General features: G+C 46.0%; 22 protein-coding genes, 1 tRNA gene and 1 pseudogene. 14 read left to right on the top strand and 10 right to left on the bottom strand.

Features of this window, described 5'->3' with window-relative positions; all coding sequences use genetic code 11:
- Positions 1-347 precede the first annotated feature (347 nt).
- The 3 genes from ACBR23_RS18435 (at position 348) to ACBR23_RS18445 (ending at position 3,505) form a co-directional block, all read left to right on the top strand.
- Positions 348-1,181 carry a GUN4 domain-containing protein gene (locus ACBR23_RS18435; RefSeq protein WP_371119830.1) on the top strand — a complete coding sequence of 278 codons (834 nt, stop codon included), beginning with the start codon at positions 348-350 and terminating at the stop codon, positions 1,179-1,181.
- A gap of 878 nt (positions 1,182-2,059) precedes the next feature.
- Positions 2,060-2,650: a YdcF family protein gene (locus ACBR23_RS18440; protein ID WP_371119829.1), complete on the top strand. Its 591-nt coding sequence runs from the start codon at positions 2,060-2,062 to the stop codon at positions 2,648-2,650.
- 84 nt (positions 2,651-2,734) lie between these two features.
- Positions 2,735-3,505 (top strand): Uma2 family endonuclease, encoded by a 771-nt coding sequence (locus tag ACBR23_RS18445; protein WP_371119828.1) that lies wholly within the window; start codon positions 2,735-2,737, stop codon positions 3,503-3,505.
- 35 nt (positions 3,506-3,540) lie between these two features.
- On the opposite strand, the gene ACBR23_RS18450 is transcribed toward ACBR23_RS18445, so the two are convergent.
- The 7 genes from ACBR23_RS18450 to gpmI all read right to left on the bottom strand — a co-directional run bounded on the left by ACBR23_RS18450 (position 3,541) and on the right by gpmI (position 12,044).
- Positions 3,541-5,025 (bottom strand): DUF1802 family protein, encoded by a 1,485-nt coding sequence (locus ACBR23_RS18450; RefSeq protein WP_371119827.1) that lies wholly within the window; start codon positions 5,023-5,025, stop codon positions 3,541-3,543.
- 12 nt (positions 5,026-5,037) lie between these two features.
- A complete protein-coding gene (locus tag ACBR23_RS18455; RefSeq protein ID WP_371119826.1) occupies positions 5,038-6,903 on the bottom strand; it encodes a hypothetical protein in 1,866 nt (621 codons plus the stop codon).
- 46 nt (positions 6,904-6,949) lie between these two features.
- Positions 6,950-7,660 (bottom strand): hypothetical protein, encoded by a 711-nt coding sequence (locus ACBR23_RS18460; RefSeq protein ID WP_371119825.1) that lies wholly within the window; start codon positions 7,658-7,660, stop codon positions 6,950-6,952.
- 781 nt (positions 7,661-8,441) lie between these two features.
- Positions 8,442-8,909 carry a bis(5'-nucleosyl)-tetraphosphatase gene (locus ACBR23_RS18465; protein WP_371117655.1) on the bottom strand — a complete coding sequence of 156 codons (468 nt, stop codon included), beginning with the start codon at positions 8,907-8,909 and terminating at the stop codon, positions 8,442-8,444.
- Positions 8,910-9,026: 117 nt separating this feature from the next.
- Complete coding sequence (locus ACBR23_RS18470) at positions 9,027-9,749, bottom strand: peptidase (RefSeq protein ID WP_371117654.1); 723 nt, start codon at positions 9,747-9,749, stop codon at positions 9,027-9,029.
- 88 nt (positions 9,750-9,837) lie between these two features.
- The gene (gene secG / locus ACBR23_RS18475) at positions 9,838-10,077 is read right to left on the bottom strand and encodes a preprotein translocase subunit SecG (RefSeq protein WP_341736700.1); all 240 of its coding nucleotides are present in this window, start codon (positions 10,075-10,077) and stop codon (positions 9,838-9,840) included.
- Between the two features lie 365 nt (positions 10,078-10,442).
- Positions 10,443-12,044, bottom strand: coding sequence for a 2,3-bisphosphoglycerate-independent phosphoglycerate mutase (gpmI, locus tag ACBR23_RS18480; protein WP_371117653.1), 1,602 nt, complete (start codon positions 12,042-12,044; stop codon positions 10,443-10,445).
- Positions 12,045-12,539: 495 nt separating this feature from the next.
- Between gpmI and ACBR23_RS18485 the strand changes: the two genes are divergently transcribed.
- The 3 genes from ACBR23_RS18485 (at position 12,540) to ACBR23_RS18495 (ending at position 16,509) form a co-directional block, all read left to right on the top strand.
- A complete protein-coding gene (locus ACBR23_RS18485; RefSeq protein WP_371119824.1) occupies positions 12,540-14,528 on the top strand; it encodes a hypothetical protein in 1,989 nt (662 codons plus the stop codon).
- Between the two features lie 415 nt (positions 14,529-14,943).
- Positions 14,944-15,696, top strand: a complete 753-nt coding sequence (locus tag ACBR23_RS18490) for an MORN repeat-containing protein (RefSeq protein WP_371119823.1) — start codon at positions 14,944-14,946, stop codon at positions 15,694-15,696.
- 102 nt (positions 15,697-15,798) lie between these two features.
- A complete protein-coding gene (locus ACBR23_RS18495; RefSeq protein WP_371119841.1) occupies positions 15,799-16,509 on the top strand; it encodes an MORN repeat-containing protein in 711 nt (236 codons plus the stop codon).
- 292 nt (positions 16,510-16,801) lie between these two features.
- Here the strand turns inward: ACBR23_RS18495 and ACBR23_RS18500 are convergent, their stop codons facing one another.
- Positions 16,802-18,487: a phospholipase D-like domain-containing protein gene (locus ACBR23_RS18500; protein WP_371119822.1), complete on the bottom strand. Its 1,686-nt coding sequence runs from the start codon at positions 18,485-18,487 to the stop codon at positions 16,802-16,804.
- Between the two features lie 191 nt (positions 18,488-18,678).
- Here ACBR23_RS18500 and ACBR23_RS18505 point away from each other — a divergent pair, with 191 nt between their 5' ends.
- From ACBR23_RS18505 to ACBR23_RS18520, 4 genes are all read left to right on the top strand, one after another.
- Positions 18,679-19,080: a hypothetical protein gene (locus tag ACBR23_RS18505; protein WP_371117648.1), complete on the top strand. Its 402-nt coding sequence runs from the start codon at positions 18,679-18,681 to the stop codon at positions 19,078-19,080.
- 67 nt (positions 19,081-19,147) lie between these two features.
- Positions 19,148-20,317: a cysteine desulfurase family protein gene (locus ACBR23_RS18510; RefSeq protein ID WP_371119821.1), complete on the top strand. Its 1,170-nt coding sequence runs from the start codon at positions 19,148-19,150 to the stop codon at positions 20,315-20,317.
- Between the two features lie 7 nt (positions 20,318-20,324).
- Entirely contained in the window at positions 20,325-20,525 is a 201-nt protein-coding gene (locus ACBR23_RS18515) for a hypothetical protein (protein WP_341736707.1), read from the top strand.
- Positions 20,526-20,696: 171 nt separating this feature from the next.
- Positions 20,697-21,344, top strand: coding sequence for a hypothetical protein (locus ACBR23_RS18520; protein WP_371119820.1), 648 nt, complete (start codon positions 20,697-20,699; stop codon positions 21,342-21,344).
- Between the two features lie 41 nt (positions 21,345-21,385).
- Here the strand turns inward: ACBR23_RS18520 and thiL are convergent, their stop codons facing one another.
- Together thiL and ACBR23_RS18530 are read right to left on the bottom strand one after the other, a co-directional pair.
- Entirely contained in the window at positions 21,386-22,861 is a 1,476-nt protein-coding gene (gene thiL, locus ACBR23_RS18525; RefSeq protein WP_371125669.1) for a thiamine-phosphate kinase, read from the bottom strand.
- Between the two features lie 117 nt (positions 22,862-22,978).
- Positions 22,979-23,063, bottom strand: a tRNA-Leu gene (locus ACBR23_RS18530).
- A gap of 210 nt (positions 23,064-23,273) precedes the next feature.
- Here ACBR23_RS18530 and ndhL point away from each other — a divergent pair.
- The 4 genes and pseudogenes from ndhL to ACBR23_RS18550 form a co-directional block, all read left to right on the top strand.
- Entirely contained in the window at positions 23,274-23,489 is a 216-nt protein-coding gene (ndhL, locus tag ACBR23_RS18535; protein WP_340522086.1) for an NAD(P)H-quinone oxidoreductase subunit L, read from the top strand.
- A complete protein-coding gene (locus tag ACBR23_RS18540) occupies positions 23,490-23,795 on the top strand; it encodes a DUF3007 family protein (protein WP_340522087.1) in 306 nt (101 codons plus the stop codon).
- A gap of 94 nt (positions 23,796-23,889) precedes the next feature.
- Entirely contained in the window at positions 23,890-24,687 is a 798-nt protein-coding gene (trpA, locus tag ACBR23_RS18545) for a tryptophan synthase subunit alpha (RefSeq protein WP_341736710.1), read from the top strand.
- Between the two features lie 246 nt (positions 24,688-24,933).
- A pseudogene (locus ACBR23_RS18550) lies at positions 24,934-25,807 on the top strand (hypothetical protein); the annotation flags it as partial.

Below are 25,807 nucleotides of genomic sequence, written 5' to 3' on the forward strand. Positions count from 1 at the left end.
TCAAACCGATAGTCCGACAGGGGTTAAAACCCCTGTCTTATAGCGAAAGTCCTCTCAAAGAGGACTGAAGAGTTAGTTGATGTATATTGGTTTGGGGCAAATCGACCGTCGGTTTCAACCAACTGTCTTCTATTAGCCAGGGGTTTTAACCCCTGGCGGACTTGTGGGATGACTAACGGACACGGGGCGGGCTTTCAGGCGATTGTTGACACCAATGGGCGAAAGCCTTTGTCCCTACAATATTACTTTGGCGTAAGGAAACGGCATTGCCGTCTCCGACCTTGCTCGCGAGCGTTCCTTCTTCCTTCTTCCTTCTTCCTTCTTCCTTCTTCCTTCTTCCTTCTCCTATGTCTAACTGTCCAGTATGCGATACAGAATATGTCGAAGAAACAGCAGTATTTTGCTCAACTTGTGGCTGGGATTTGACACCTTATCCATTGCGTTATAAGCCTACGAAAATATATTTAAAAAAAGAAGCAATTAGATTAGAGTGGGCAAAAAAAATGTGGGAATTTGCCTGCACTCAACAAAGTTGGGAGACAAGGTTTGATGCGTTGCAAGGGGAATTGCAGCAAAATGCGATCGCCCGATCGCACACCCAATCTCAGCTAGACTGGGTTTTGTACCGCCTGGAACAATTGAACCCAGAAGCTATTTCCAGCACTCTCCTGCGGCTGGAAGAGAAAATAGGCCAAATGCCTGAGCAAACTCCATCGCTGTCGGAAGTCGGGATGGACTACCGCCCATTGACAAAGTTGTTAAAAACTGGAAAATGGCAGAAAGCTGACGAGCATACTTGGGAAATTTTGCTGTCTATAAGTTTGAGGGAAGAGGAAGGTTGGCTCAGTGCTGCGGATATTGACAATTTTCCTTGTACAGACCTTTGCACGATCGACCAACTTTGGCAACAATACAGCGATGGACGGTTTGGGCTGAGCGTACAGCACCAGATTTGGGAAAGCGTTGGGGGCAAATATACGGAGTTTTGCGATCGGGTAGGCTGGCGAGTCAAGGATAATTGGAAATATTACGAAGAATTATCCTTTCGCGACAGTGCCCCGCCGGGACATCTCCCCATCACAGTCTGGCGACGGCGCGCTTGTTACGGTGCTGGCCAACTCACCGCAGCAGAGAACTTTGTCGCGATTACTCAAAGACTTGCAGCTTGCGGAAATCATTAAACATAGGACTAAGATAAAAAAACCCGGAGATCCCCCTAAATCCCCCTTAAAAAGGGGGACTTTGAGTGCTTTTGTCCCCCCCTTATTAAGGGGGGCTAGGGGGGATCTCCGGGTTTGAAAACACGCTCTAGGGGGGGGACGGGGGGGTTGCACGATTTTAGAGAATGGTATAATTCCCAATTTTTCGGAGAAACCGGGTTTTTGGCCTTGTGTGTGCGTAGAAATTGAATCGAAAACTTTAAATTTAAAATCGACATTAGCTGCTATAATCAAAACGGTTCAGTAACTGGGGCTGTGGCTCAGATGGATAGAGCAAGCGCCTCCTGAAGAATCGGGCACCCTGGTAGGAAACTCTGGGAGTGAATGTGGTCAAACTCAAGGAAGCCTAAGTCTGACAACGGATAAGGTAATCTTGAGCCAAGCTCTACTAATACTCAAATTTTGGTAGAGAAGGTGCAGAGACTGGCTTTAGGAAGTAAACATCATAAAACCTCCTAAACATACGGCCACCACCTAAAGGTCGCAAGCCTACGGTGAAGGAATAGTCCAGAGAGTGGGGAAACTCACACAAATCTGAAGCGCTAGGTCGCCGGTTCGAACCCGGCCAGTCCCGTGAAAAAAATCAAGGACAATTTAAAGCAAAAGGGCAAAGTCTAGGTTTTGCCCTTTTCTTTTAAATTAACCCAGCATTGCCGTGTCCCTACCCCAAAATAATCGTAACTGTGGGTAATATTAATTCCGAGGTTACGGGATTTATCAAATATCCGCATGATGGCCACTTCTTAACTTTAAAATTTAAATTCCTGTTAATAGGCTTTAAGTGCCGTATTTTTTGTTATTGTTCCCTTGTCAGCTACACAAAATTTTTATAGGTTTAAATGTGGTTAAGAGTCAATTTAAACAAGCGACCTCGCAAGCGTTTGAGGAGTTCACAGCAAGTTCGATTGCTAGTAGCGCTTTTGGCGGCTTTTTGGTTTAGTTATCAACATCTCAAGGGCGAGTTTCAAAGACCCCAAGCTTTGTTGGTGTTGGGTGGGGCGACAGAGCGGGAGGTGTTTGCCGCTAACTTTGCTCGCAAGCATCCTGATTTGCCGATTTGGGTTTCTTCTGGGAGTAATCCTGAGTTCGCTCAATGGGTGTTTTCAGAGGCGGGCATTAAGTCCGATCGCGTACATTTGGATTACAGAGCAGTGGATACTGTGACCAACTTTACCACATTGGTGGATGAATTGCGCGATCGGGGAATTGATAGTTTGTATCTCATTACATCAGACGACCACATGAGACGAGCTTGGATCATCGGCGAGATTGTTTTCGGTAGTCGAGGCATTAGTTTCAAGCCTGTGGCTGTTCCTTCGGGCCGAGAACCCGAACCGGTGCAAAAAGCAGTGCGCGATGGTGTGAGAGCTATTGTGTGGCTGACTACCGGTTATACGGGGGCTAATTTAAGTCAAGCCAGAATTAAATAAACTAAGAAAGTATGACTTATATTTGATACCTTGGGTTGTGAGTTACAATAGAAACTAGATCAATTTCAACTCATAGGAAAACATATGTCTCAATCAATTGCGCCAGTTTTGACAGACCAACAAGTTGATGATTCACCCACATTAACCTTTGAAGAATACCGAGTTTATCAAGGCGAACTTGATGTACAATATGAACTGTACAAAGGCAAATTAATACCGATGCCAACAGCAACAGTTTTACACATCAAAATTTGCGAATATTTAGTTTACAAATTGCAGCGTTACCTAGCTGCTCACAATCTCGACTTAGTAGTCAAAACTGGCTTGGGAGTGAGAACCGATGAAGATAAATCCCGGATTCCCGATGTAGTAGTCTGCACTCAAAGTCTTTTAGAACAAGCTGCTGGTAGACCCGGTGCAGGCATCCTCGATTTTGATGAAAAGCCGTTATTAGTGGTAGAGGTAGTTAGCGAAAATCGGCGGGCAGATTACGTGATCAAACGAGCGGAATACGAACTAGCGAATGTGCCGGAATATTGCATTATTGACCCTAAAAGTGGCAAGCAAAAAATCAGGATTTTAGCATTAATTGAAGGTGAAGATGGTTACACGCATACAGATTTCTTTACTGGTGAAGAGATTGTGTCTGTAGTATTTCCAGATTTTATTTTATCGGTGGATGAAATACTAAATCCGCCATTGGTGGAGGAGTTAGTGAAGGCAGAACGAGCTGAGTTGCAGGAATCACAGCAACAAGTTGTAATCGAACGTCAACGCGCCCAGGAGCAGCGTCAACTCGCTGAAAAATTGGCGGCTAAGTTGCGGGAATTGGGAGTAGATCCTGATACTGTTTAAGGGATTGAAATAGTGGCGATCGCCTCAATTCTACCTCAATCATCTAGCAGTAAGTCGCGCAGGAAATAAAAGCGATCGCGCCATAAATTATCTCCTTTAATTCGCCCTAAAAAACCCGTCAATGGCGAGGAAAGTTCTATTAAAATTTCGTGCATTTCTTCAAGCTTCAATGGCTGAGGTGGATTGGGATTAGCATAATATGCCCCATGAAGAGTCTCAACTCCAGCATTTTCAACACCTGTGATTTCTAAACGATTTTTCACAATTTTGATTAGGTACGATCGCACTTTAAGCTTTTCCCGCACATCGTCAATATAGCGATTAACCTTAGCATCGGCTTCCTCACCAAACGGCTGTTGTTCTAAACAAGGTTTTAACTGTAATAAATCGATCGAACCTGGTTGCTTAGCTTTCAGTTCAACTAATCTTTGCAATGTTTCCGGGCGAATTACATTCATGTGATTTCCGATAGCAGTTTGTTTAGCGTGTCTATTTAGCTGACCAGCCGCCATAATTATCTTAATACAGCAGTTGTATTGTTCCTGAAGATGCTTATGTCCTAACTTGATAAGTTGCGCTGGCGTTCCATCAGCTACGGTTTCACTTTTGGTAGCTTTGCATTCTCCCACTACCTGATAGGGAGTTTCACAGTAGAAATCTAATCCGCCAGCACCGCCTGTTGATTCTGGATCGAGGCTAGCTTCTGGTTTATTGTTAGAATTGGCAAATCCTAGCTTGATAAAACTTTTGCGGACTAACTTTTCAAATGTATTACCATCGCTAGAGTTGCCAATTTGTGCGATCGTTTTAATCCAATCTAAATCTGCATCTGGTTTTGCAGTTGTTGAATTTTCTGACCAACCTAGAAATATTTTGATTTCTGCGTCTAGTTGTTTGGCTTTTGGGTTGGTGGTGGATAAATGCACTAATGCACTTTGCAACTCTTCCAATTCTGGATGATCTGGCGGCTCTAGTTTTTCCAGCTTTTGACGGCGTTTAGCAAAGATAGTATCGCTGAACACAGGGGAAGCATTAGTCACAGTCACCGAACGAGGTAAACCTACAAATTTACCTATCTTATCCTGACTGTTTGGATTCACTGACACCTCCAGCGGTTGAGGCAGATGATAGACACGCAAGTAAGCCAGAAAGATATTCTGCCACAACCCCAGTGCCTCCTGCAATCCTTCTTTTGTCCATATTGTTAAGCGCGACAAAACATCTAACGTTTCAGTATCATCTACGACTTGGCAGAATTCGCACCTCGCCCAAGCTTTAATCGCTACAGTCTCAGTTTCCAACTGAATCAGAGAATTTTCAGCAATAGAAAACAAATTTAAGCGGTAGTATCGCTCAACTGAAAGCGGGATTGTAGAGGAATTAGCAGGATACAGAGCAAATTGCCTGCCAGGATTGAGAAATATCCGAGGCATAGCTGCGATCGTTTGCCCTTTGATTAAGGCTTCAATCTCAGGGATGGGCAGACACAATGCTGTTGAAAGTGAAACTAGCTGGCTCATTTTTTTAGTTAGCTAAATTCCTAAGTTGACTTGATTAGCTGAGTCAAGCACACCTTGAGGAATGCTGACGGGCATATCTTCATCCATCAAATTTTCCGGCTCCTGACCCGAAGGATCGCTCAAAATCTCTCTGATTAGAGGGTTATTAATGGCTAGTTGCTTCTGCTTGATGAAATCGATAATCTCCGCTTCACTCAATTTGTAACTTTCACGGTTCTCTAAAACCAATTGAATCGCCAAAAGAGGCTTGATATCTTCACCTCGTAACAGCACCCATTCTCCCCCTTTTTCATTCAGCAGTGTCCTGACAAATTCTCTAGCTTTGGTAGCACTTGGACTGATTTTTTTAGAGCGAACTAGGCAACCGCGAGTTAAATCAAACTTTTCGTAATCAATCAGTTGACCTAATATAGCCTGTACCCCCGAACCACCGGAATACTGAACAATAGCTACCCCTATTTTAACTGTTTTTCCATCTTCTTCGCCAATAATTTTGAAGCCTAGGTAGCATTTTTTGCCTTGAATTACTGCAACCTGAGCGATTTTAACTTCCTCTACTGTCTCTCCGACTAAGTTGGAAAATCCAAGCCGAAGAGCATTGCCAATTGCATCATTATCTTCTAGATAATTATCTAGAGATTCCTCAACACCGGCCAACTCATTATTAAACGCAGGTTCAACCGGATGCTGCGGTGGTGGCGGCGGTGTTGGCGTTGGCGAGATATCTTCAGGCACGACAAAATGCTCTGCACACCAGTTCAATACCGCTCTTACAGTAAGTCTTTGCTTACCTAATTCTTTAAGTTTATTTTCATCAAATGGATAGAGAGGTGATGGGGAAGTTTGTTGATGTTCCTGATAAAACTCTTTCAACCAATAAGAAACAATCACTACAACATCATCCGAGTTGAGAAAATTCAGTTGGATAGGTTTCCCGCCAAGCCGATCGATTACTGCATCAGCTTTTGGTAAAACCTTAACTTGGTCTCTCCAAGTGTCAGGATACATAGCTAGCAGCAACACACCGCGTTTGAGGTTGTTGTATAAATCCTTAGCCAAGCTAGCAACAACCTGTGCTGCTGTAAAACCATTGTCATCGGCATCAGTATTATCTAGTTCATCAAAGCATATTACTGGCACTCTGTAATCGCTCAGTATGTCTAAAATTTGGCGGACTGTGGTTAATGCTTCTGCTTCTTTATGCTCTCTTTGAGAATTGGGCAGCCCCATTTCTTCAGAACGTGTATCTGTCAATTCCAATCCAGAAAGCCAGTGAGTAGCATAGATAGCATGGTCAGAAGAAAGTGTCCACAAAATAGCTTTCACTAGATAAGGGTTATTAATTTCCGGCTTAATTTGAATAACCCAATCAGTAAAGCGATCAACTAATTGATTTGGGTATTTTTTCAACCAAGATGGGAACATACTGATATACTGCTGAGGCGTGTAGCTGAAATTCTTAGCTTCGTTAATTAAAGCTGCTGCCAGTTCTTGCCACTGCATCACCCCTTGGTAACTCCCAAATGCTCTGAGGCTAGAGGCTACATTTTGGAGAAATTGATACTTAATCTGATTTAAGTTGTCATACTTACCCATGTAGACAAATAAAGCACTGCCATCTGGCTGTAAGCCGTGCCGAATTCGACTGATTATTTGGCTTTTACCTAGTCCCTTTTCTCCTGTGATAGTGATACCCACAGTTTGACGCTGCCCTTGCCGCACTTGTGCAACAGCCTGAAAAATCGCATTAGAAACGTGGGCATTGATTGAGGGAACATCAGGAAAACTCTTGCCCCAGATTTGCTGGGGTCTTACCACAGTATGTCCTGCAAATGGATTGTGATTTCTAATGAGTTCGTCAATGCTAGATGTAGTCATATTCCTAGTTATGCTCACAAAATGAGGAGTGAGAAGCGAAAAAAATTTAGGGTTTCAGACGTTGGGCATAGCAGCGCAATCCGCCCACTTCAGTAGTAATGGAATCTTGAATTTTGTCCGCAGCGCTGTCTTCGACGCTTCCACCCTGAAGCTGAAAAATGTCATTAGCCTGCATTTCCAACAGCCACTCATTGAATTGCGATCGCCCTACCCTTTCCCCGATCGCCCGTCGCATCCGATAAATCGGCACTAAATCGTCTAAGTTATAATCCCGGTTCAAGCTGTCATACACATCCAGCGCCACAGCCTTAAATTCTTCATAGGATGCGATCGCCCCTACATCCCCTTTCCCCGCCTCAACCGCAACAGCCACCCCACCATCCTCATGTCGCATCCACTTCAACAGAGCATTTCCCAGCCGCGCACCCATTTGGGAACCATCAAACTCAAACAAAGAATCCTGACTTTTCAAACCAGCCGCTAAAACCTCTTTCCCCTTCGCAGTCAATTCCACCTGCGATCGTCCTTTTTCTCGCAAATATGCGATCGCCCCAGCCTCCTCCAATTCCTTCAAAACTTCCTCATAAGTCTTTTTAGTCTCATTAGTTCTCGCAATCAGCTTAGTCAATTTCCCTTGATTAACCTTCTTTTCTCCTTTCCCTTCATCCCACAAATTCAACAGCACCCGAACTTTTGCCTTCGCATTCCACAGCAATTGCTCTGCGGCCGTCAACGCAATTTCAGCTTTTTTAGACATATTCATACCTTCAAATACCAGATATCATCATCGAATTTTATCAGAAATCCTGCTAAAAAACATCTCAATTGTCCGGCAAATTTCTCCAGATGCTGCCAATAATTTATGCAGATTTGCGGCTGCAATAATTTTATTAAGTAAATCCACTTAATTAAACGTAAAATACGGATGACCGAAAAGCTGACTGCATAAGTCTTCTTCCTTCTTCCTGAATTTCCCCCCTTGGGGGGGGCAGGGGGGGGGTGACTTCTTCCTTCTACTTACTCATCCGTATTCTTAAAGTTGATTATTTAAAAAAATAGGGGTTGACTAAAAAACTGTTATTTGATATTATCTGCGGTCTTACCAAAAGCAATTGATTCCTAAATCCCCCCATTCAATCCTTCGCAGAATCAGGATGAATATCAAAAAATGGGTAAGTTATTGAACATGAATTATTCAACGCCATGAGAGTCTACAGCGACTTTAGTATTACAAAACAGTCGCCAGTATCAACTTCCCTGAGCAACCTCAACAAATTATAGCGATTTCTCTCGCCTACAATAGCACGCAAAAGCACAGAAAATTAACAAATAATCTCCGCTCCTAGACCAATACCCGACTTATTAAATAAGTCGGGTTTCGGAGTCATATCGTTTCCGGCTGCATCGGAATGATTTAACCTTACTAGAACGCAGAGAACACAGAGGGAGATAAGAGAGATGAATAATTCCGATGTTACCGGATTTGATATCACCTAGAGTCGATTTGTTCAATCTCAAATCTCCAATTTTAAATCGATTTAATTTTCCTTCCTGCCGTCCAAATATGCTTTAACTTCCTTCAAAACTTGTCGATTTCCATCAAAAGTAATCAAATTAATAGCTTCCTCAAAAGAACTCCAAGCAGAATTTTGAACTTCCTCTACCTGCAAAACAACATCCATTGAATTGACAAAAGCCACAAAGTAAGTAACAGTCTTTTCAATTACCTCCCCTTGCTTAGCAAAGGCATAATGTTTCACAGAACTGGGAGCAGATTCCTGAACAAAAGAATAATATTCCACAAAACTAGGCTCCTCCACCACTTCATAATCACGGATGCCAGTTTCCTCTTCCAATTCCCGTTTAGCCGTTTCCAATGCAGATTCCCCAGGATCGGCATGACCTTTGGGAAACGCCCAATGTCCGGCTTGATGTTGAATTAATAAAAACAAAGTATCAGTTTCATTCATAAAAACTGGCACTATTCCAAAAGCTTCATCTTTCATGGTTTTTCGGTTTCCTATTACTAACTAATCCCAATCTTTTTTTCTTTAGTCCGCGCAGGCGGACTTCGTTTGTGTAGACGCGAATTCTATTCGCCGGGAATTTGTGTGTAGTTTTAACTAAAATTCCCAACCCAAGCGAGTAGGCTGTTCATAAATTCGTTTCAAAGTATTAATATCCTTGACAGAAATAGGTGGAGGATTCCTCACTTGAGCAAAATAAAGCACATCAGTTTCCATCAAACTATGACCCCAAATTCCCAAAGAATGACCAAACTCGTGACGGGCCACCGCAGCCATATATTTGCCCACCTGATTCGGATTCAGATAAACCGAAAACCGATGAGATAACACTGTTTTATCGCCATCATTGCGGGTGTATAATTCATAGACAGATTCTCCCGATCGCGATCGCAACAACCCTTGACGCAAAGGTGGAGCCTGAATTAAAATTTTAATATCAGCCACCTCGGAACTATCCACCACTACCAAGGGCAAATAAACGCCCCATTCCCGAACAATACCCAACACAGCCTCAACCCATTCAAGAGAGCGATTGGTATTAACCGGAGGTTGCACATAAACCCGAATTGGAAATTTTGACCAAATCAAATGACCGACTTTCGGGGGCTTTATGCGATCGAAATAATCGCCACTATCAGTTGAATCTTGCCAATTAGCCAGCGTTGGTGGCAAAGAATGAACCTGTGGAGATGGCCAACTATCGACAGGAGGAAGACTCGCAGCAGGGGTATAAACCTGAGTCAAAATTATCAGGCTAAAACAAGATAAAGCCAATAAAAATACTGCCCGAAATCTTCTTGTAACTTTCCAGAACGACATTTTTGCAACCGCAGTTAAATCTTATGTTGCACCATTTTCAAGAACAGGCAGGATGCCTGTTCCACAAAGAATTAATCTGCACCTAATCTTATAACTTAGGAGTCAACCAACCAGCACTCAAAATCACCGTCAAACCTATAAAAACAATAGCCAAACCCCAAGTAATCCGATTCAGAGTAGTCTCAGCACTCTTGGTACTTGTAAACAATTGAGCTTGTCCTCCAATACCTCCAATGCCATCACCTTTAGGACTGTGCAGCAACACAAGAACTACAACTCCGAAAGCAGACACAGACCAGATAACTTGTAAGAGAGAAACAATATTCATAATTCTCGGTAATTGGTAATTGGTAATCGGTAATTAATTATTATATCAAATCTGGTCGAGCGCTCGCAATTTATGTGGGGAGATGGTGATGTCGATAGGTGTCAACTTAAGCTGTCAGCGCATTAAGTCTGTCAGTCATTCCACGAGTCCGCCAGGGGTTGAAACCCCTGTCTCATAGCTAAAGTCGGTTGAAACCGACTGAATATTTGGCTGAAACTGACTGAATATTTGCCTGAAACCAATACAGATCAATTAACTCTTCAGTCCTCTTTGAGAGGACTTTCGCTATGAGACAGGGGTTTAAACCCCTGTCGGACTATTGGTTGTACCTTAAGTTGACACCAATGGGCATTGCCGCGTCCCTACTACAACCGGACTCGCACCGGAGAGCGATTAGCACGAACTTCAAAATCAGCCGATCGAATCATAGAACGTCCTGTCATCTCAGGAGGCTGAGGCAATCTCAAAAACTCCAAAATCGTCGGTGCAATATCAGCCAAACAGCCATCTTCCCTCAAAGGAACATCCGTTCCGTGACCAGGAATCTTCAGACCTTCGCCTTCTACGAGAATAAACGGCACTGGGTTAGTAGTGTGAGCCGTCCAAGGATTCCCATCCTCATCAAACATCTGCTCAGCATTACCGTGGTCAGCGATAATAATTGCCGTTCCCCCAGCTTTGGTAACGCCAGTCACCAGCCTCCCCAAACATTTGTCCACAGTTTCGATCGCAATTATAGTCGCATCCATCATCCCCGTATGACCCACCATATCAGGGTTAGCGTAGTTAATCGCCACAAACGAATAAATACCCTTCTCAATCGCCGCCAGCGCCCCATCCGTCACCAGGGCCGCCGACATTTCTGGTGCCTCATCATAAGTCGCCACCATCGGACTCTGCACCATTTCCCGGTCTTCTCCCTCAAAAGGCTCTTCTAGACCTCCATTAAAAAAATAAGTCACATGAGCATACTTTTCAGTTTCCGCCGTCCGCAACTGCCGCAAACCCTGTTTCGAGATTACCTCACCCAGAATATTGTTCAAATTCTGAGGTTCAAAAGCCACCAAAACAGAAGACAACTTCGGATCGTATTGAGTAAAACTAGCAAAGGTCAGCGGCTCAATTAACTGCCGTTCAAACCCTTTAAAATTTGGATCGACAAAGGCCTGAGTCAACTCTCTAGCCCTGTCCGGGCGAAAATTAAAGAAAATCAGCCCATCGCCGGATGCCACTGCTCCGGGCGCAATGCGGGTCGGGAGGGCAAACTCGTCCGTCACCCCTTCACCATAAGATGCCTGCAATACCTCCACAGCCGATCGACCATCAGGCACACTCTCAGTCACCATCACATCATAGGCACGTTGCACCCGATCCCAGCGCTTGTCACGATCCATCGCATAATAGCGACCGCTGAGAGTAGCTATTTTGCCAATCCCTACCTCTTGGATATAACCTTCTATTTTGGCGAGAGCTTCCACACCCTCTTTCGGGGTAGTATCGCGGCCGTCGGTAATGGCGTGAATGCAAACCTCAGAAATGCCCTGGGCTTTTGCCAATTTCAGCAAACCTAGAATATGACTGAGATGGGAATGAACCCCACCTTCGGAACAAAGGCCAGTCAGGTGCAACTTCCCGCCCCTAGCTTGCACTTCCTCGCAAAGCTTAACTAGAGCCGGATTGCTCAGCAAAGAACCATCTTCCACTGCATCAGAGATCCGCACCAACTCTTGAGGGACTACCCTACCCGCACCCAGATTCAAGTGACCGACTTCGGAGTTGCCCATTTGCCCTTCGGGTAGGCCTACGGCTCTGCCAGAAGTGCGAATTAGAGTTCTGGGATAAGCGGCCCACAGACTGTCCATAACTGGTGTTTTTGCAGTGGCGATCGCATTTCCGTCTTTTTCTTCACGATAACCCCAGCCGTCTAGAATAATCAGCACTACAGGAGATACGGACGCTTGTGGCATGACAATACCCTATTTGTAAGTATAATTTCTCAGTTAATCAGTTATATACGGTGTGATTGTTCACCCGAAGCCAAGGGATAATTTTAGGGGATTTTCTTTTTTACGGAATGAAATTTTCATTCACTATTAAAACGGCAAATTAACATAATTGACCTTTAGATGTCAAGACTATGGACCTTTGCAATAGTTATTGTGGCACAGTTGACACTCGCCCGTCCTAGAAGGACGGGGCTTGAATCCCATTTTTTGGGTCAAACAGCCTGTTCCAGAGGGGCTTTTCTAGAGAGGCCTAGGGCTGTGAGGGGAAAAATTGCGGACTCAAGGCGATGGCGATGGTCGGGGTAACGGTGAGAACGGTGGGAATGACACCTGGGGGAACTTGGCAATTGTGAAGCGATCGCATAACATCGAACACAGATAAACTAAAAGCGATAACAGGCTGTAATTGCAAAGCCTTGTTGGATCTTGAAATCAAGCATTTAGGGGCGATCGGCAATGCACAAACTTTTATATTTTGCAACTATAGGACTACTAGCTTTCTCGATCGGAGGCTGTGGTGACGGTGGGGGTGGCAACACAGCCAGCCCCAGCCCCACTCCTGGTGGAGCTTCTCCATCACCGTCAGCAGCAGCTAGCCCCACCCCAGGAACTCAGACTTTCCAGTCTCCAGTCGTAGCGGCTCAGCCTCCGGGCTTAATTCGATCGACCAACCCAGACCAACGGGCACAACAGAGTGCCACAGGGATTGGCGACAACAAGAGCCAGCCCAAAAACCCACCAGCGCCTGGTCAACCCATACCGTCGGGAGCGTTGACACCAAATCCTGCTCAGATAGACCCCTTTGGGCCGCTGCCACCGATCGCAGTTCAAAACCCAGCCGGAGCAGAATCGGTAGGAGTTGCAGCAGGGCCGATGACAGCGAATCCATTGCCCAAACTGGTATCGCGAAAGATTGACCTGCTACCCAAACTGCCAGAGCTAACTCGCCCTGTCCAAATTGGAGGAACTAAACTCAAAGGCCCCGCCGCTCCCCCAATCAATCTCAGCCCGACAGCAAGAGGCATTGTCAGCGAATTCAGGACGCTTCAGGCTCTGCTGGATGACACCACACAAAATTCTGAGTACCGTACGGATCTGGGTCTATTAGTCGATACCATTTACGGCAAAGAAGGAAGCAAGAATTCAACCAGACGAGAGTTACTCCTAACTAACCGACCATTCTTCCGAAGAATACAAAAAACTCTTGATGAATATGTAATAGCCTCAAACTTGTGGAACATTTACGGAGATAAATCACCTCCTGATGCTCTCCGGTGTTCCATCGTGCCGCAAATTGCAGAAGCAATTGAGGTATATCGACCACCGACAGAAAGAAGGGGATCTCTTTCTTGCGTGACGCGAATCAATTTGCTGCAAGCAGTTTGGCGACAGGGAAAGAATAGGCTTGATGCAGCCGTCCGCGATCAAGACTATGAGGCGCGAACAATTGCAAAAGCACCTCTGCTGCCAGTTCTATCCGAAACTCCGACAAATCCTGAACCCGCAGGGGAAAAGGCCCTGGGTAGGGACTTAGCTGCGGTGCCACAAATACCACGCCTTCGCTCTCCCCAAAATCCTACTTTGCCGGGAGGCGAGGGAGCGCAACTTGGCAGCCCACGGCAAGTACCGGGAGTAGATGCTCCTCAATTGGCAAGTCGCTCCGAACAGGGTGGTTTGCCAGGAGGCGATGGCGCGCAAGTTGGCTCCCCGCGCCAAGTTCCCGGACTCAATGCGCCTCCGTTTGGTGGTCGCCCCGGACAGCCCGGTTTGCCGGGAGGTGATGGCTCGCAAGTTGGCTCCCCGCGCCAAGTTCCGGGACTCAATGCGCCTCCCTTTGGTGGTCGCCCCGGACAGCCCGGTTTGCCGGGAGGTGATGGCTCGCAAGTTGGCTCCCCGCGCCAAGTTCCGGGGCTAAATACGCCTCAATTGAGCCGCCGTCCAAATCCAGCAACAACTGCCGATAGGAATCCGCTGACCGCTAGGAATCCACGCCCGCCCCAGCCAATTGCAGCTAAACCCCTAGGAGTGCCGAATCTACCACCACTGCCAGTAGACAAGCGTCCGCCCCAGTGGGTAGACCCCAATCCGCCTCCAGTCAAGCAAGTGCCGGCAATTCCTGGGCCTCCTCCACCACCTTCTACTGACCTCGCTACAGGCACTGAAGTCAGCGGTGTTGTGAAAGTGGGGAACGAGACGCAAGTGATTGTGAGAGTACCGAATGAACCAACCAGTCGATATGTCAAAGTAGGGCAACGATTGTCTAACGGGAAAGTTTTGGTGAAGCGTGTTGATGTCAAGTCAGGAGCTGATCCGATCGTGATTCTGGAAGAAAACGGCGTTGAGGTTGCCAAAGCAGTTGGGGAAAAACCCCCAAGTCGTGAACCAAAACCCGCCAATGCAGTTATTAGTCGTCTGCCAAATGCTAATAGAGCGACGGGGCGCTAATAATTGACAGTAAAGCAGCAAAAATGCTAAGGGCAAAAACTTTAATTTTTGCCTTTTTGTATTTAGGGCTGACTTCGATATCAGCCCGCCAAATCTGTTAGTCCTCCCGCCAGTCCGCCAGGGAATGAATTCCCTGTCTAATAGCTAAAGTCCTCTAAAGAGGACTAATGAGTTGAAAATTCTTCTCTTCAGTCCTCTTGAGAGGACTTGAGCTTTGAGGCAGGGGTTTCAACCCCTGGCGGACTATAGGTTCTACCTTAAATTGACACCAATGGGCTCTTGGAGTGTCCCTACAGCCAAGACACAGCAATTAGCGCTCCTGAAAAATCAACATTAGAATTGAAAAATACCAAACATTTCAGCAAGCCTTAACTTCTCTAAAATCCCTATATTTTCAAGTCAAAGGAGATTTCTCATGCTCGGTTCAATTCAAAAATTAGGGATGGTGATATTAGTTGCTTCTTGTATCGGAAGCGCGACTAATCTCTTGAATCCTCAGCCGTCAATTGCTCAACCAAAAGATGAGCCAAAAAAAGAAGAAGGCAAACGTCCTCCCGTATGTCAAGGTAATCCTCCTACGGGGAAAGTGAAATGTAATTATGAGGGGGCCGACAACTACGAGGGAGACTTTGTGAATGGCTTGCCCGATGGTACGGGTGTTTATGTATATGCTAATGGCGATCGCTACGAAGGACAATTTCGCAATGGAGTCCCCAATGGCCGAGGGACATTTATTTTTAAAGATGATGGCCGCTACATAGGCATCTTCCAAGACGGCACAATGAGGTCTGGGACGGTGATTTTTCCGAATGGAGAACGCTACATCGGAGACTTTGGAGTCGTTAGAAATGTTCAGACTAATATGATTAGTAGTCAACCGGCTGGGCGGGGTCAATTTTTTTATTCCAATGGCGATCGCTATGAAGGACTATTCTTTGCAGGTTCACCCTTTGGGCCAGGGCTATTGGTGCGGGCAGACGGAACTCGCTGCTCAGGTAGTTTTTTTAATCTAGGACTTGATGCTTCCGTTACCTGCACTTTCCCTAATGGTACGCGCTATGAAGGAGAATTGCGAAAGGGATTGCCTCACGGTGTCGGGACGATGATCGACGCTAGTGGCAGACGCTTTCCGGGGGTATTCCGCAATGGCAAACCGGGACTTTCGTAAATCATAAATTGAGCCTTTAAGGCCAGTTTTGAGCGGAAATCGGACAAACGACAAATGACGAAGGAAAATAATATCCAGAATCGCATAGGAGAAACTTGCTTAATGATTTCCCGTTTTAAAACCAGTGGAATTGCTTTATTAGTTGCATCAGTTTTGGGCATTGGTAGTTATGCGACTTATCCATTGCCATCAATGGCGCAAGGAGGAGCTAGAACCGGTCGCTGTGTGCCAGCTATCGCTACAGCTAGAGTTCGGTGCGATTATGATAATGGCGATAGCTACATCGGAGACTTAGTTAACGGTTTACCGGGCGGCACGGGGGTGTATATCTACTCTAACGGCGATCGCTATGAGGGGCTGTTCAGCCTTGGCCAGCCAAATGGTCGAGGACAATTTATTTTTAAGGATGATGCTCGCGTCGAGGGCGTATTCCGAAATGGCAGAATTAGTTTTGGGACTGCTATTTTTACTAATGGCGATCGCTACGTTGGGCCGTTTTCTCTCGATTGGAAAGTGGGTACGCCGACTGGACAGGGGCAATTCATTTTTGCTAATGGCGATCGATTTGTCGGTCAATTTTTGGGGGGTAAACCTTTAGGTGCGGGGGTATTCACCCGCGCCGACGGTACCCGGTGTTCGGGACAGTTTTTTAATCAAGATCTCGATGCTAGAGGTACTTGCGCGTTCTCTAATGGTATTCGCTATGAGGGAGAGTTCCGTAAGGGATTGCCTCACGGCAAGGGCATCATTATCGATACCAGTGGCAAGCGCTTTCCGGGAGTGTTCAAGGACGGCCAGCGGCTGACTCGATAAACTGGGAATAAGTGCTATTGACCGCTATTAAGTAAGTCCACTGCCCAATAGATCCAGATCCCTGACTTCTTTAAGAAGTCGGGGAAATCGCATAAAATTGTTAGTTTTCAATGGGTTCGGATTTACTCCTAACTCAGGCAACTTCGTCGCCAATCTTTCGCCCTTTTGTTGTCAAAGTAGGTTCAATAGGTTTCTAGTGAGGACTTGAGTCTTTGATGCTGGGTTGCGAAAGGAAGGATGGAATTTCGGACTGTGAACTTTGTCAGGAATGAAGTCCTGAGTACAAACTTAATTACCAAGTTACTCGATCGCGCCATCTCTCTAAAAGCTTGTCCCCAATGCCCTGCACCCGCGCCACGTCGTCCACAGATGTGAAAGGTTGCTGTTGCCGCGCTGCCATAATCCTTTCGGCTAACTTTGGCCCAACTCCAGGCAAAGTCTCCAATTCTGCCTGACTCGCGGTATTCAAATTAACTAATTTTTTACCAGCAGAAATTGGAAGTTTGGCTGCCACATTTCCCGCCGCCACTGTTGAAGATTTGGATGCTAATGGTACTGATTCGCACTCTTTTTTCCTAGCATCAATTCTCTGCTTGATTCGAGGCGGAATTCCCAACATTGCACCTTTGTAAAGCCGATCGAACTCCCGCTCAAAATGGGCTGCAACTACCGGATTGTCGATCGCCAATAGCGTCTCATCATTCCCATGATTTGCCGCCTCACTCCAGTTGTGAGAGCCTGTAATCACGATACTTCCATCTACAACCCCAAATTTGTGGTGCAGGCGATCGCCCTTTGGTAACACAGGCACTCCCACCGTAGTCAGGGGTTGTTTCCAAGGGCGATTGTCCGCTTCCAACTGGCAATGTTCAATCAAAGTCGCCCCCATCATATCCAAACCTTCACTGTAAGGGCGATAAATAAAATTAGAGTCAATTAAAGCTCGCACTGCAACTCCCCGCCTCGCCTCAATTTCCAGAGTATTTGCTAACCGCTGAGCCGAAAAAACAAACAGTGCCAAATCCACTGACTTTTTGGCACGTCCCAAAGTTTTATTAATCAAACTGTTAACACTTTTTTCCCAAGGTAATGTCTTGGAAGTCGGCGAAAATTGCACCGCCACAGTCCCATTCCCTACTCGGATTTTTTGTACTTGACGAAAGGGCTTTTTAATGCCAAATTTACTGTCTGGTTTGCCTCCTGGTCCATCGCCCCACATGATGTTAAATTCTTGAGTAAATATTTGTGCTAATTCAGGATTTTGAATTTTTAATAAATTGTTAGCGTTGCCACGGCTTTCTGCTGTTTTGAAATCACCATGTACATCGCTAGTTGTAAAATTAGCAGAAGTTACAATCACGGTTTTATTGTCAATAATCACAAATTTATGGTGCATCAAGCCGCTACCTTTAGAACCGTCAGCCCTATCATCTATTAAAGGAATAGCTGCATTTTTGAGAATTAGCAAAGCATCATTTTTCTGGATTTCATCGGCACTCAATTTCCCGTCTTTATTGGTATCTGCAAGTTGAACAAATTCCTGGTAGCGATCGCGCTCTCTTTCTGGTAATTTTCCTAACTCCGACGCGGAAAAATCGCTCCAAGGGCGACTATACATATGTTCCACAATCAATCTCACTTTGATCCCAGAACGTTGGCGATCGGCTAAAACTCGCGCTATACCGGGCAAGCGAAACTCCTGCACCGCTACGTCTACCGTCGATTCAGCAGTGGCGATCGCCTCCGTGACCAACTTTTCCAAATCATCTCCAGGTCTAGTTTGCAGACGATAAGGCTCTGTATAACTGGAAGTGAGTGACTGATTGAAGTATACTTGCAACAAAGGGTCTTGAGGCAAGGGAGTCAGACTGGGAGAGGATTTAGGCAACTCTTGCTCTCGTTGTCCACAAGCAGCCAGACCGATTGTCAGTAACAAAAGCGAGCACAAACGCAGTAAAATATAAAAAAGTTTATCCACAAAAGTTTAAAAAATCTTGAGGTTATTTATCAGCTTACTGTTCAAATATATTCGATAATGTATGGTTAGAACCTATTAAATTTATGAAAGGGAATAGATTGTACGTCTTTTAAGACTGCCTCGATGCCGGAAGCATCACTGGTAGGGTAGCAGCATTCAGGGGCGTGGATCGAACCCGATACTGCTGCTTTATGGCTAAAAGAAAAACCCTTTTTCCGTGCGGTCACAAAGGATATGGTAAAGCGTGTCATCGCTGTACGCAAGAGTTTGCAGCACAGCAGCAGTGCGTCCAACTGCGGGCGGAAAAACAAACCAAAAAACAGGAAAAGGAGGCTTCATTTGCCAGAGATATCATCGATCTCAGAGGTCTGCCAGATCATGTAGTTACTAAAGCACGAGCAATTATAGCAGCTTTAGGTGAAAATAAAAATTACAGAGATTTCGGTGGCAAACGCCTGCGTCACAATCGTTTGATCGTGAGTATTCCTGTAACGCGCAACTACAGAATGCTCTGCGAAGATTGTGGGACGTTCTTGATTCCCCAAAAAGTTTTGTCCCACGAAGACTATAATGTTTGTAAACCGGGAAGTTAGTTAAATAACAAATAACCAATAACAAATAACCAATAACAAATAACCAATAACTAACCTATTTAAAGCCATGCAAATTTATCTCGACTATAGCGCCACGACTCCCACACGCCCAGAATCAATTGATGCGATGCAAAAAGCTATTGCTCAACTGTGGGGAAATCCTTCGAGTTTGCACGAGTGGGGACAAAGAGCCGCCACAGCTTTAGAATTAGCCAGAATGCAGGTAGCTAGCCTGATTAACGCTCTCCCAGAATCGATGATTTTTACTTCAGGTGGTACTGAAGCTGACAACTTAGCCATCCTGGGAATTGCGCGTCTTTATACTACGCCACAGCACATAATTATCTCTAGCGTAGAGCATTCAGCAGTATCAGAAACCGCGCTACAACTTGAACAGTGGGGATGGGAAGTGACTCGCCTACAGGTGGATAAACTTGGGCGAGTTCACCCTTGGGATTTGCAGCAGTCAGTGCGATCGAATACAGTGTTAATTTCCATTATTTACGGACAAAGCGAAGTTGGCACGCTGCAACCAATTGAAGCATTAGGAAAGATCGCCCGCGATCGCGATATCCTGTTTCATACCGATGCAGTTCAAGTTGCTGGCAGATTACCCATCGATGTCCAGAAACTTCCCGTAGACTTGCTTTCCCTTTCCAGTCACAAGCTGTATGGGCCCCAAGGTGCGGGGGCGCTTTACGTGCGTCCTGGTGTAAAATTAGCGCCAATCTTGACTGGTGGTGGCCAAGAATTGAAACTGCGTTCCGGGACGCAAGCAGTGCCCATAATTGTGGGTTTTGGGGTGGCGGCGGAATTGGCATCCCAGGAGATGGATGGGGAAACTGCAAGATTAATTGAATTGCGCGATCGCCTTTTTGACGGATTAGCCCACGTACCTAGTTTAGTACCAACTGGCGATCGATATTGTAGACTGCCACACCACGTCAGTTTTTGCATTGTTTCTCCCGACTGCGACCCAGGGAAAGTGACGGGAAAAACTTTAGTAAGACAGCTCAATTTGGCCGGAATTGGCATTAGTTCCGGTTCTGCTTGTAACAGCGGAAAACTAACTCCAAGTTCGATATTATTGGCAATGGGATATAGCAAAACCATGGCTATTTGCGGCATTCGGTTGAGTCTGGGACGGGAAACAACGGAAGCTGATATTGATTGGACTGCCAAGGCGATCGAGCAAATTTTGGAGAGATTAATTCCCAAAGTAGCATTATGTCAATAAGCTACCAATGACGTTGAAATCGTTTACAGGATGGCAACGTCAACAAGAACAATTAGAAGCGATCGAACAAATAGACGGTTGGATCAGTCCCAGACTGGGCGTGCGGTTCCAGTTATCTGACAAGGGACTCGAAATGTTTGACCCGTCGCGATCGCAAGCTTTAGAATCAAGACTCCGAGAAATGGGAATCGATCCAAATCAATTGTAATAGATGATGGGGCGATTTCAATCGCCGACTCCATTCTTTCTACACATAACCAAAGAAACCGGGTTTTTTCCAGAGTTTTCGCCTGTAACCAAGTCTGTCGCAAAAACCCGGTTTCTCGTCACCGACCAATCATGATAAAATACATTCCGGTGTTATTGACAACTCTCCACAATGGAAGAAAACCGCGCCCAAGCCTATCTCCAATTAATTCACAGCTTGCTGAATTGCCCCAAGGTCGAAGAACCGCAGATATTACAGGATAACTCAGAATTGTTGGATCGCGGATTTCTGGAAACTTGCGAGTTAGTAGCATCAACCTTGGCTCAACAAGGAGGGGAAAATGGCGCTCAATTTCTGCGAAATCTGGCCCGTGAGCTAGGGCAATTTATGGATATGAATGATGACGGAGATAGCAATATATCTGAAGGTGAAAATTTTCAAGAATATGCAAACTTCTTCCTAGAATTATTGCAAGCAGAACAAGCTAGCAATAGCGATAGTGCAGTAATTTTCCCCATGCTAGCTCAACGGCAACATCTCCTCAATGACAGTTTTGCCCGGACTTTAGAGCAAGTTTCTTTTAAGTTACTGGACGGTGAAAATTCAGAAACAATTAGCTCAATTATTGGCCTAATTGAAAGTTTGAGTAGTCATATTAGTGAGTTTAGCAGCGGTAATAAAGAGAAGAATATGGAAATAGCCATTACTGGTTATCAAATAGTTTTAAATAATCGGGAACCTGGGAGCGAAAAGTTTGCTCAAACTCAACAGAATCTGGCTACTGCTTACAGTAACAGAACCAATGGTTCGCCGGCTTGACTCAACCCTCGCCCAAGTTCCTAGGCTGACTAAGAGATTATTTAGAAGTGCTGAAATCCTCGATCGAGCTTTAATACAACATCAGGATAAATACCGCTGCTATCAGTCAACCAGATATCCGTGCTATCTGTAGTCATTCCCACAATCGCGGCCCCATTTCCGATTTTTTCTACCAATAACTCAGCTTGCACCAGTGGCAAAAACAGCACTAACTCAAAGTCTTCCCCGCCGTACAATGCCCATTCTAAAGCTTTTTCTGTTGATATAAGTTCGCTGAAAATATGGGGAATTGGTATTTTGGGGCGATCGACTTTTGCACCAACACCGCTAGCCCGACAAATTTGAATAATCGCATCTGCTAAACCATCGCTACTGTCCATTCCGGCGATCGCAATTGGGGAATTAACCCCCCCCGGCCCCCCCTTGCTAAGGGGGGGAGAATTTAGATCCTCATTCATCAGCGTGGGAGAATTAACCCCCCCCGGCCCCCCCTTGCTAAGGGGGGGAGAATTCAAATCCGGCTTCCCCCCCTTACCAACGAGGGGAGAATTCAAATCCGGCTTCCCCCCCTTACCAACGAGGGGAGAATTCAAATCCGGCTTCCCTTCCTTACCCAGGGGGGGAGAATTCAAATCCGGCTTCCCCCCCTTACCAACGAGGGGAGAATTCAAATCCGGCTTCCCTTCCTTACCCAGGGGGGGAGAATTCAAATCCGGCTTCCCCCCCTTACCCAGGGGGGGAGAATTCAAATCCGGCTTCCCTTCCTTACCCAGGGGGGGAGAATTCAAATCCGGCTTCCCTTCCTTACCCAGGGGGGGAGAATTCAAATCCGGCTTCCCCCCCTTAGCAAGGGGGGGACTGAGGGGGGGTTCCATCCCATCTTCACAACCCAAGATTTCCCAAAGCACAGGCAAAACATCCAGCCGCGGTTGAGGGCGCTGGTGGGCTAGAATCAAAGTAGCCCGATCGCCTGTGGTGAGATTTTGCCCAAATTCAGGATTCAACAGCAACTCCAATCCAGCGCGAGAGGCCCCGTGAACACCCGTAGCCACAATCGCCCAGCCCGATCGCGCCTGTAACCTACTAATGATACGATCGCGCTCAACCTCCCCAAAAGCCGTAATCGCCACAGTCACAACGGGCGATCGTACAACATCTCCCCCGGCGATCGGCGTCTGATACACTTGCAAACAAGCCGTCATCCCCCGATAAAACTCTTCCACCCAGAGCACAGCCGTATCCGCCGCCACAGCCAGGGCTACTGTCACCCCCAGAGGTCTTGCTCCCATCGCTGCCAGATCCGACAAATTCGCGGCTGCCGCGCGCCATCCTGCATCATAGGGGCTGGTAGTGCGATCGCTAAAATGCACTCCATCCACCAACATATCCGTCGTCACAGCCAGAGATTGGTTGGGACTTGTCACCATCACAGCGCAATCATCACCGACTATCTCTGGGGGGCAGAATTTTTGCAATATTTTTAAAAGACCTTGTTCTCCGATATCTTTAATGACCATAATTTTTAATTCATCCCAGAGGGAAGAGAGCTTCTTATGGTTATGATGAGCGGCAAACAAAAATCTCGGTCAATCAGTAAATCTGAGAGTCTTGACTCACAAAGCATCGAATTTGAATGGGGGTGGAGGGACTTGAACCCACACGACCGTTTCGGGTCAACGGATTTTAAGTCCGTAGCGTCTACCATTCCGCCACACCCCCTGATTTAAGTTACTGTAGCAGGATTATGCCCCCACAGACAACCACAGCTTTATACAATACAACCAAAACCCTATTTTACGCAACCCCTAATCGAAAATTTCTCAAAAACTGCGCTGCATCCCCCTAAGCGGTACAATAATCAATCAGTGTGTCCTAGGCGATCGCGCCTATCTCACCTACCGCCTGTAATTATTCCCCTAAAGCAAATCTATGTATATTACCCTACTGCTGTACGCCGTCTTGGCGGGAGCTTATCTCCTGGTAGTACCCGCAGCTACCTACGCCTATCTCAACAGCCGCTGGTACATTGCTACTTCTTTGGAACGGGCGTTCATGTACTTCTTGATGTTCTTCTTTTTCCCAGGTATGTTTCTCCTAGCTCCATTTTTAAATTTTCGCCCCAAACGGCGGCAGATAGAAGCCTAAATGCGACGTATAGACGTAATTGGAATCACACTCGGTGTCTTTGTGGCTGGTGGGTTAGCCTACTTGTTGCTGCAATTGGCGGGACTCGACAGCACCAAGGCTGGTATCTGGAGTCAATTATTTTTGGTGGCCGGCTTAATTGGATGGCTGGCTACCTATCTATTTCGAGCTGTTACTCAAGGTATGACCTACAGTCAGCAACTGAAGGACTACAAAGAAGCAGTATTGCAGAAGCAGCTTGATGCACTGACTCCCGAAGAATTGGCAAAAATTCAAGCTGAAATTGAACAGGAAAAAAATAATTAGTTATTTGTTATTAGCGGCGCCCTTCGACTACGCTCAGGGCGCGGTGCTGCCAATAACCAATAATCAATAACCACTGACTAATAACCAATAACTAATGACTATTTCTAATTGCTTTGAAAACCTGCGCCAAAAAAATCAGTGCGCTTTAATCCCTTTCATTACTGCTGGCGACCCCGACTTGGAGACAACGGCCAAAGCACTGCAAGTTTTGGATGACAACGGTGCTGATGCGATCGAACTTGGTGTTCCCTATTCCGACCCCCTGGCTGACGGGCCAGTCATTCAAGCTGCTGCTACCAGGGCTTTGCAGCACGGAACTCGCTTAGATGACGTGCTGGAAATGGTCGCCAAAGTTAGCCCTAATTTGCGATCGCCCATTATTCTGTTCACCTACTATAACCCGATTTTGTATCGAGGTGTAGAAACTTTCTTGCAGCAAATCAAAAGTGCCGGAGTCCAGGGATTAGTAGTACCAGATTTGCCCTTAGAAGAAGCCGAAACCCTAATTCAACCAGCCAACAAATTAGGCATTGAACTCACATTATTAGTGGCTCCCACAAGTCCCAAAAGCCGCATAGAAGCTATTGCTAAGCAGTCTCAAGGATTTATTTACTTAGTCAGCGTCACCGGCGTTACAGGAGTGCGGGATGGATTAGAAAAGCGAGCAAAAGAGTTACTGCAAGAACTGCGCAGCGTCACCGAAAAACCCATCGGCATCGGTTTTGGGATTTCGACACCGGAACACGCTCGTCAAGTGAAAGAATGGGGCGCAGATGCTGCCATTGTGGGCAGTGCTTTTGTCAAACGTTTAGCTGATGGCACTCCAGAACAGGGTTTAGAATCTATCGCCCAATTCTGCAAGAGTCTCAAAGCAGCAATTCAAAATACTTAGCCACCTTGCCGATAATTTCTATCATTAGATAGATGCCGGAGTGCGATCTAGCTTGCCATAATTGCTCCTAAAGACATTGTTGTACTTGAGATAAAAGGTTTTCTTCCTTTAGGTTTCCGACCTGAAGGGAGGTTTTTTTGAGATAACAAAGCGCGTAGTAATATCAATTCCGGTTGTATCGGAATGATTTAACCGCGAAGGCGCGAAGTACGCGAAGCAAGAGAAGAGAGAGTTTAATACAGGACGATGAAGAGAGGATTTTATATAAGTAGCTCATTTAATAAACGCAAATTTCAAAAAATCGAGGTGAATACACCTCAGAAATTAGGATGGGCGATCGCACTTTTGGGCGGTATTGTGATGGGATTGACAACCGCACCAGTAAATGCTTGGCTTTTGGCTTGGTTCGCCTTAGTTCCCCTCTGGGTTTTGGTTGTAGATTACCAACAGCCAAAACAAGAAGTAAACAAACAAAAATTCTTTTTTATTCCCTCTTCCTTGTTCCTTCTTCCTTTACTCTGGGGAATTGGCTATCACGGATTAGCTTTGTCTTGGATTATGGGAATTCACCCCATGACTTGGTTGGGGGTTCCGTGGTGGCCTAGTTTAGCGATCGCACTTTTTTGTTGGGCATTCATCACTCTCTGGGGAGCCGCCTTAGTTGCTGTTTGGGCATGGCTATTTGTAACTTTCAACTCCCTCTCTTCTTTCCCCCCTTGGGGGGGGCTGGGGGGGGTTCTTCTTAACTCCCCCATTTTTAAAAGGGGAACTCTTCACTCCCCCCCTTTACAAGGGGGGGCTGGGGGGGGTAACTCCAAATTCTCATCATTAATTCGTGTTTTAATTGGCACGGCATTATGGTGTGCTTTAGAAAGTTTTTGGAGTCAAGGTTCGCTGTGGTGGACATCACTATCTTACACCCAAAGCCCCCACAATTTAGCTATTTTACACCTCGGTCAACTCTCTGGGCCGAGTGCAGTAACGGCGGCCATTGTAGCAGTAAATGGGTTAATTGCTGAAGCTTGGATGGAAGGAAGAAGAACCACCCCCTACCCCCAAGGAAGAACCACCCCCTACCCCCAAGGAAGAACCACCCCCTACCCCCAAGGAAGAACCACCC

Source organism: Microcoleus sp. (genome assembly GCF_041354475.1).
Classification (GTDB): Bacteria; Cyanobacteriota; Cyanobacteriia; order Cyanobacteriales; family Microcoleaceae; genus Microcoleus.